At 41.8% G+C, this 7,707-nt stretch carries 8 protein-coding genes; all 8 read left to right on the plus strand.

From position 1 onward, the window contains the following. The first annotated feature begins 25 nt into the window (after positions 1-25). Entirely contained in the window at positions 26-682 is a 657-nt protein-coding gene (locus tag Q7Q81_RS10930; protein WP_177508626.1) for a polysaccharide biosynthesis/export family protein, read from the plus strand. Positions 683-693: 11 nt separating this feature from the next. After that, entirely contained in the window at positions 694-2,181 is a 1,488-nt protein-coding gene (locus Q7Q81_RS10935; RefSeq protein ID WP_304276106.1) for a GumC family protein, read from the plus strand. Beyond that, the gene (locus Q7Q81_RS10940) at positions 2,169-2,861 is read left to right on the plus strand and encodes a CpsD/CapB family tyrosine-protein kinase (protein ID WP_304276109.1); all 693 of its coding nucleotides are present in this window, start codon (positions 2,169-2,171) and stop codon (positions 2,859-2,861) included. Before Q7Q81_RS10935 ends, Q7Q81_RS10940 begins: the two co-directional genes overlap by 13 nt. Positions 2,862-2,953: 92 nt before the next feature. Continuing rightward, positions 2,954-4,297, plus strand: coding sequence for an exopolysaccharide biosynthesis polyprenyl glycosylphosphotransferase (locus Q7Q81_RS10945; protein ID WP_304276112.1), 1,344 nt, complete (start codon positions 2,954-2,956; stop codon positions 4,295-4,297). Positions 4,298-4,311: 14 nt separating this feature from the next. Next, complete coding sequence (locus tag Q7Q81_RS10950; RefSeq protein ID WP_304276116.1) at positions 4,312-5,382, plus strand: glycosyltransferase family 4 protein; 1,071 nt, start codon at positions 4,312-4,314, stop codon at positions 5,380-5,382. Continuing rightward, positions 5,375-5,842 (plus strand): acyltransferase, encoded by a 468-nt coding sequence (locus Q7Q81_RS10955; RefSeq protein ID WP_304276118.1) that lies wholly within the window; start codon positions 5,375-5,377, stop codon positions 5,840-5,842. The genes Q7Q81_RS10950 and Q7Q81_RS10955 overlap by 8 nt, the downstream gene beginning before the upstream one ends. A 10-nt stretch (positions 5,843-5,852) precedes the next feature. Then, positions 5,853-7,154: a glycosyltransferase gene (locus Q7Q81_RS10960; protein ID WP_304276121.1), complete on the plus strand. Its 1,302-nt coding sequence runs from the start codon at positions 5,853-5,855 to the stop codon at positions 7,152-7,154. Further along, a partial coding sequence (locus Q7Q81_RS10965) for an EpsG family protein (protein ID WP_304276126.1) occupies positions 7,155-7,707 on the plus strand: 553 nt, incomplete at its 3' end.

Below are 7,707 nucleotides of genomic sequence, written 5' to 3' on the forward strand. Positions count from 1 at the left end.
TAAAAAATTGATAAAGGAGTATGAAATGAAAAAGTCATTAGTAGTATTGGCATTGGCGCTGGCTTTAGGGACAGGCAGCGCTGCACAGGCGCAGGTGCAGGATTATGTGATGTGCCCGGGCGATGTGCTGCAGGTTGTGGTATATGGTCATGAGGATTTGAGTACACTGGCGGGTAATACGCAGAATTCGCCGTATGTGGTGCGCCCCGACGGCAAGGTGTCCTTCCCTCTGATTGGCGATGTGGATGTTACGGGCAAGACAGTGACGCAGTTCCGAGAGGAGCTGGTGAGCCGCTTCGGTTATTACCTGGTGAAGCCGCAGATCAGTGTGAATGTGGTGAAGCTGGGTACTACGCGTGTGTATGTGCTGGGCGAGGTTAAGCGCCCAGGCCTGTTTGAGCTGGAAAAGAGCCACCGCGTGCTGGATGCACTGGCTAAGGCGGAGGGCTTTACCGAAAAATCTGCCAAGAGGAATATCTTTTTGGTGCGTGCCGGTTCTACCGAGGTGCAGCAGCTGAACATCAACAATTATCTGAGAAAGGCTGACCAGAGCGCGAACCTGGAGCTGCATGAGGGCGACTGCCTGTATCTGACCAGCAACCATAAGGTTATCTTCAGCAAGGATATTATGCCGTTCCTGACCGGTGCATATTACATCAACGAAATTAAAAACGATGATTGAGGAGAATAGATGTGAGTAAGGATTTACATAATGACGAAGAGATTACTATAGACCTGCTGGAAATAGCCAATATTTTGAAGCGCAATGCAGGCAATATCGCCCGCGTTACCGGTATTTTTGTGGTGGCAGCAGGCGTGTACCTGGCTACGGCCACGCCGGTATACGAATCGCAGGCTTTGCTGCGTGTTAAGCAGCCTAAGGGCATTGGCACCAGCCTTTTGGAATCCATGCCGATGGGCAATGCAATGGCCAATACCCAGCTGATGAACACCTATGCGGAGATTTTGAAGAGCCGCAGTGTTGTGGTGCCCGTAATCCAAAAGACGGAGCAGCCTAATAAGGAAGGCAAGTATCCTGCTTATGATGCTTATGTGAAGGGACGTATTACTACCGCGCCCTTTAAGGATACCGAAATCATGCAGCTGACGGTGCGTGCAAATACGCCGGAAAAGGCCCAGGAGGCTAATAAGCTGATTGTAGACGGCCTTTTGAAGCGTTTGACGGACCTTTCGCGTGACCAGCAGAAGGCTACCCGCGGCTTTTTGGAGGAGCGTGCTGTGGCTGCCAAAAATGAGCTGCAGACTGCGGAAGATAAGCTGACAGATTATAAGAAGAAAAATAATATTATTGCTCCCGATGATGCTGTGAAGCTGGCGAGCGAAAAGATGAGCATGGTGGATAAGCTGAGCGCGGAAAACAAGGTGGCGTTGGCGACTGCCAATGCGCGCCTGGCAGCGGCTAACGGCCAGCTGCAGGGCGAGGCTGTTTCCATTGCGGATAACAAAACGATTCAATCCTATAATGCGAAGCTGGCGGAGCTGGAGGGCGAGCGCATCAGCTATATGGATAAATATACTGAAAACCACCCGAAGGTGCAGCAGGTGAACCAGGAGATTGCCGGCCTGAAGGCTAAGATTCAGAACGAGATTAACAAGGTTGCCGCTTTGCAGGCTCCCAGTGATAACCCGGTACACCAGCAGCTGCTGGCCAGCAAGTTCAGCAGCGAGGCTGAAGCAAGCGTGGCACAAAGCAACCTGGCCAAGCTGGCGCAGATTGATGGCGAAAACAAGAACGGCTTAAAGGAGCTTTCCGATAAGGAGCAGCAGTTTGTCGGCCTGCTGCGTGATGTGACGGTGGCTAACGAGATTTACGTTATGCTGGCCAAACGCCTGGAGGAGGCCAAGGTTGCGGAAGCAAGCGTTGCTACCGAGGTGCAGGTGGTGGACAGCGGCACGCTGCCGGAATCCCCTGTGAAGCCGCGTAAGGCGATGACACTGCTTTTGGCAGCACTGCTGGGCATTTTGGCAAGCAGTGGCTTTGTAGTGGTGCGCGAGCTGCTCAACAGAACAATCAAGACTGCCGATGATGTGGCACAATACCTGGATTTGCCGCTTTTGGGCAGTGTTCCTGATTTGGAGGATTTGCAGAAGAATATGCAGGAGAAGGATAAAAAACCTGGCCTGGCTGTGAGAATATGGAGGAAAATATGGAAGGCTTAAACCTGATTGCACATAATGATTTGAAGAACCCGGCGACGGAGGCATACCGTGTTATTCGCACCAGCATCCAGTTTGCGCAGGCCGGTAAGGAGCTGAAGACGCTGGCTGTTACCAGCTGCATGCCTAACGAGGGCAAGAGCATGACTGCTGCCAATTTGGCGGTGGTGCTGACGCAGGCAGGCAAAAGTGTGCTGCTTTTGGATTGCGATATGCGTAACCCGACTGTGCACAAGAATTTTGGCCTTTCCAATAAGCTGGGGCTTTCCAGCTGCATCAGCATGGGTACACCGCTGAGCGCTGCAGCGCAGGCTACGAAGGTGGATAACCTGTATGCGGTGACAAGCGGCGTGATACCGCCGAACCCGAGCGAGCTGCTGGGCAGCGAGCGCATGCGGGAGCTGCTGCAGGAGGCCAGAGAGATTTATGATTATGTGCTGATTGACCTGCCGCCGGTGCTGCCGGTTGCGGATGCACTGGTTTTGGGTGCTATGGTTGACGGCGTGGTGCTGGTTATCGACAGCGGCGAGGTGAAGGTTGACCTGGCGCGCGATGTGAAGAAGCAGCTGCAGCATGCCGGGGCGAATATCCTGGGCGTTGTGCTGAACAAGGTGCGCAGTGAGCACCATGGCTATGGTTATGGCTATTACTATTACTACGGAAGCAAGGAAGCGGAAAAGTAATAGTGCTTTAGAGACAAAAACGGCATTAATGCGTAAGGACGACGCAAGAGCATAGTTTTGGGGGTATATTATAAAGTGAGGGTGTGTTTGTGATGTTTGTTAAGGAATTGGAACTGCGGCTTATGAAGCTGCTGAATGCGTTTTTGATGACTATGCCTTTTGCTATAGCTTGGTTCGCTTATTATGCTGAGCGTATTGCAGAGCCGTTTTATAACATGGGCAACTGGTTGATAGTAGCTTTATTTTTTGCACTTTATGTTACTTTTGGCAGAGTGTATGGTGCCTTTTGGATTTCGCTGAACCGTATTTCTGAAAGCGTATATAGTCAGGCATTGGCTGCTTGCATGGCAAACGGTATTATGTATGTTGTTGTTTGTCTGTTGATGCGACGTTTGCCAGATATTTGGCCTTTTTTGGGAGTGTTTGCAGTACAGATAGTGATTTCAACTATTTGGAGTCTGTTGGCACATATTGTTTATTATATCCTGTTCCCTGCTACCAAGACGATTATTGTATATGATGAGCGCCAAGGAATGGAAAAGCTGATTCATGAATATGGCTTCGAAAAGAAGTTTACTGTTATCAAAACCTTGACTGTAGATAACTGCATTAATAACCTGGATTTGCTGAAAAATGCGCAGACTGTTTTTTTGAGTGGCGTGCATAGCCATGAACGTAATATTATTTTAAAATATTGTGTTGCCAATAATATTATGATGTACCTTATTCCGCGTATTGGCGATGTGCTGATGAGCGGTGCGCAGCAGATGCATATGTTCCATCTGCCGATGCTGCGCGTGGGCCGTTATAATCCGTCTCCGTGGCATACGATTGCGAAGCGTATCTTCGACGTGGTTTCTGCAGGTGCGTTGTTCCTGGTAATTTCGCCGCTGATGCTGATTACGGCCATAGCTATTAAAACAGATGGCGGCCCGGTGTTCTATAAGCAGCGCCGTTTGACGCAGGATGGCAAAGAGTTCGATGTGCTCAAGTTCCGTTCGATGCGCGTGGATGCAGAGAAGGACGGCGTGGCAAGGCTTTCGACCGGTGATAAGGACGACCGCATTACAAAGGTAGGTCATTTCATCCGTAAGGTACGTATTGACGAGCTGCCACAGCTTTTGAATATCATAGGCGGCAGCATGAGCGTTGTTGGCCCGCGTCCAGAGCGTCCGGAAATTGCCAGCCAATATGTGAAGGAGATGCCGGAGTTTTCCCTGCGCTTGCAGGCGAAGGCTGGTCTTACAGGCTATGCGCAGGTATATGGCAAGTACAACACTACTCCGTATGACAAGCTGCAAATGGATTTGCTGTATATTGCTCATCCCAGCTTTTGGGAGGATTTGCGCATAATTTTTGCAACGATAAAGATTTTGTTTGTACCGGAAAGCACGGAAGGTGTTGCTGAGGGACAGAAGACGGCGATGGGGAAGTAGGGGATATGACTAATATGAAAAATAAAATCTTGTTAGTTTCTTTCTCTGACAATGCGGATCATCAAGATACTCTGTTTGGCTTATATGAAGCTTTAGCAGACAAAGGTGAACAAGATGTTTATTTGTTAGCTATTAAAAATCCGAAGGTACCATTGCGTAAATCGAATCATACATGGTTAGTTGATTGTCCTGAAAGACCTGGAATTACTAAGAAGACATTTAATATTTTTCTTTTAGGTTCTTTGATAAGGAAAATAAGAAAAGAGAAATTTGATGTTATATATTTTGAAAGCTTGCATGTGTGGAATTTGCCGATAATGATGTTTTCTGGTAGTGCTTGTACTTATCAGGTAATACATGAGGTTATTCCGCATGAAGGCGATAAGCAAGTAAAAATGGTCGATTTGATGAATAAAGCTGTAGTAAAGCTATCTGATCATATTGTCTTGCGTAATAAAAAATATATTGATGACCTAATAAAACGCTATGGTATAGAAAAAGACAGGGTACATTTCTTGGAACTTTGGAGAAGATTTCCTAAATTTACTGAACCTAGGTATACAAAGAGAGTGCTTTTTTTTGGTCGTATTAATCCATACAAGGGCGTAGATAATTTATTGGAAATTGCTAAATTATGTCCAGAGATTCATTTTGATGTTATAGGCAGAGTTGATCCACAAATGCGAAGTGTAGTTGATGAACTTAAAAAACTTCCAAACATTTTTTTGAATAATAATTATATTAGTGATGAAGAAATGAGAGAAGCATTTATCAACGCTGATTGGGTTATTCTTCCTTATAATTCTGCTTCACAATCTGGAGTTATAATTGATGCCTATAAGTATAGTCGGCCAGTTATTGCATTTGATGTAGGTGCAATAAGTGAACAGGTTGAAGATGGAATAAGTGGTTTTTTGATTGAAAATAAAAAAAATCAATTATTTGCAAAAAAAATTAAACATATTTCTGCTCTTAGTGCCAACATATTTAAAAAATACAGTAAAGATGCATATTCATTTGGACTAGTAAAATATGGAGTAGATTCAGCAGTTAACCGTTTTTTGGAGATGATAAAAGATGAATAGATTAAAACGTTATATTACGTTACTAAGCATATTATGTGTTCCGGGGGGGGACAAACGTGCTAGATTTTTAAAAAAGATGGGTTATTTTAAGAATCAAGGCGTGCATTGTTCTTTTACTCCATTTAACTTTGGCACAGAACCACATTTAATTAGTTTTGGTAATAATGTGCGAGTTGCGACAGGTGTTACATTTGTAAATCATGATACAACATGTATGGTATTCAAGTATTTAGACAAACAACATATGTATAAAATTCGGCAAGGTGAAATAAATATAGGAAATAACGTATTTATAGGTGCAAATAGTACAATTTTATATGATGTAAAAATTGGTAATAATGTAATTGTAGGTGCAGGAAGTCTTGTTAATAAAGATATACCAGATGGTGTAATTGTAGCAGGTGTACCATGCAAAATTATAGGAAGTTTCGATGAATATATGAAAAGATTAAGAGATTAAGGAGAATATTATGCATCCTAAAGTGTTAATTATAATGACAACTCCATATAGTAAAAGTGATAGTAGCAGGACATTAGATGCGTATTTTCATTTTTGGGAACGTAATAAGGTAGCGCAGATTTTTAGCAGGAACTGGTTGCCAAACAAGGGCCATTGTGAAGAAATGTTTCAAATTACCGATTCTTCTCTGTTAAAAAAATGGTTTCATAAAGTTAATACAGTAGGTAGAGTTTATTATTATGATGAGATGCATGATGAAGATGGTAACCAGGTTTTAGCGGATACGTCCACTGTTGGAATTGGTTATAAAATAGGAAGTAAGCACTTGCCTATAATTGAGATTTTAAGAGGTTTTTTGTGGAGAAAGAAATACTGGTGTAATGAAGCTTTTTTGAAATGGGTAGATGAATATAAGCCAGAGTGTATATTATATAATTTTAGTAATCATCTCTTTACTCAACAAATAGCTTTGTTCATTGCCAAGAGATTTAACATCCCTATTGTAGCAATAATTGGTGATGATTATTATTTTAATGATAAGTTTTCATTATCTCCTATATATTTGTGGTTTCGCCATAAATTCAAGAAGTTAACTGAACAAATTTTAGCAGGGAATTGTAGCGCAGTATATTGTAGTGATAAAATTCGTGATAAATATAATCAGTTTTTTAAGATGAACGGTAAAACTGTATACTTCAATTCATCTGTTCCTAGAAGAAATTTCAGAGTAATAAATAAAAAAGATCCAAAGATAGTTTATTTTGGTAGTATTCGTTTAGGAAGAAATAAAGCATTATTGGAAATTGCCAATGCACTGAAAACTATAGACTCAACCTATAAATTAGAAGTCTATTCTAATGAGAACGATGAAACTGTTTATGGAGAACTAAAAGCACATCCTAATGTCAAATATGGTGGGGCAATTAATTATTCTGAGGTACAAAGAAAAATCTCAGAATGTGATATTTTTGTTATTGCAGAAGGTTTCCGCGAAGAGGATATTAATTTTACCAAATATTCGCTTTCTACTAAAGCATCGGATAGCTTGGCTAGTGGAGCTGCTATTTTAACTTATGGTCCAATAGATGCAGGTGTTGTTTCTTACATGAAAGAAACTGGAGGTGCAATGGTTTGCACAGATCAAAATCAACTGCAAAATGATTTAATAAAGCTTTTAAATGACGAGGATTTACAAAAATCCTATTATGAAAGAGCTGCTTTGGCGTTTTTAAAGAATCACACTGTAGAAAGTAGTACAAAAATCTTCGAAAGTGTACTTAATGAAGTATTACAAAAAAAAGGTGATAAATAAATGCTTGTTTATGGCGTATTGGTAGCTTTGACGATATTAGTTTATTTTGTCATGAACCTTGTGACAAAAAATAGTGTAAAAAAAAATAAAATTACAATAGTATTTTTTTTCTTAGGTTATTTATTATTATTATGTCTACGAAGTGAAAGTGTAGGCGTAGATACGCAAGGATATGTAAATACATATAACATGATCAGTAGAACTTATTGGCAAACCTTGCTTGTATATAGTCGGCAGGAAATAGGTTTTCTAGCTTTAGAAAAAATACTTAGTTTTTTCGGAGATGCTAGATTACTTATGATTGTAGTAGCTTTGTTGACAGTGCTTCCAGTTATGTATTTATATAAAAGAGAAAGTAATGATGCTATTTTGTGTTGTTCCTTTTTTCTGATATCGCTTTTATTTGAGATGTTTTTTTCTGGAATGCGCCAAAGCATAGCTATAGCCTTAACGGTACCAGCTTATTATTACGTAAGAAGAGGAAAAATAATAAGTTACGTTCTTACTGTTCTTATTGCTTTTTCTTTTCATACTTCAGCAATAGTTTTACTTT

The organism is Phascolarctobacterium succinatutens (assembly GCF_958453765.1).
Taxonomy (GTDB): domain Bacteria; phylum Bacillota; class Negativicutes; order Acidaminococcales; family Acidaminococcaceae; genus Phascolarctobacterium_A; species Phascolarctobacterium_A succinatutens_B.